General features: G+C 64.5%; 1 protein-coding gene. It reads left to right on the top strand.

Features of this window, described 5'->3' with window-relative positions:
- The coding region (locus ACKRDP_RS09970) for a tyrosine-type recombinase/integrase (RefSeq protein ID WP_409154629.1) at nucleotides 1-265 on the top strand (265 nt) is incomplete at both ends.

The raw sequence follows: 265 nt of genomic DNA, 5'->3' as shown, positions 1-265 counted from the left end.
AACTGCGACAGTTCGAGAAACGTGACGAGTCGAAGGCCGTCTGGCTGACGGCCACCGAGATCGACGACCTGCTCGACACCAGCGACGACGAGCTGCATCGGTTCGCCCTCTCGATGATGGCGCGCTCTGGGCTGCGCGTCGGCGAGGTGCATGCGGTCAAGCTCGACGACCTCATCAAGACCGAGCAGGGCCACATCGTGCGCGTCTGGGCAGGCAAGGGCGACAAGTACCGCGAGGCACCCATCCCCGCTGAGGTCTACTGGAT

Origin of the sequence: Pampinifervens navoyensis, assembly GCF_046159715.1 — a bacterium.
Taxonomy (GTDB): domain Bacteria; phylum Aquificota; class Aquificia; order Aquificales; family Aquificaceae; genus Pampinifervens.
This window is presented reverse-complemented; position numbering and strand designations above follow the sequence as displayed.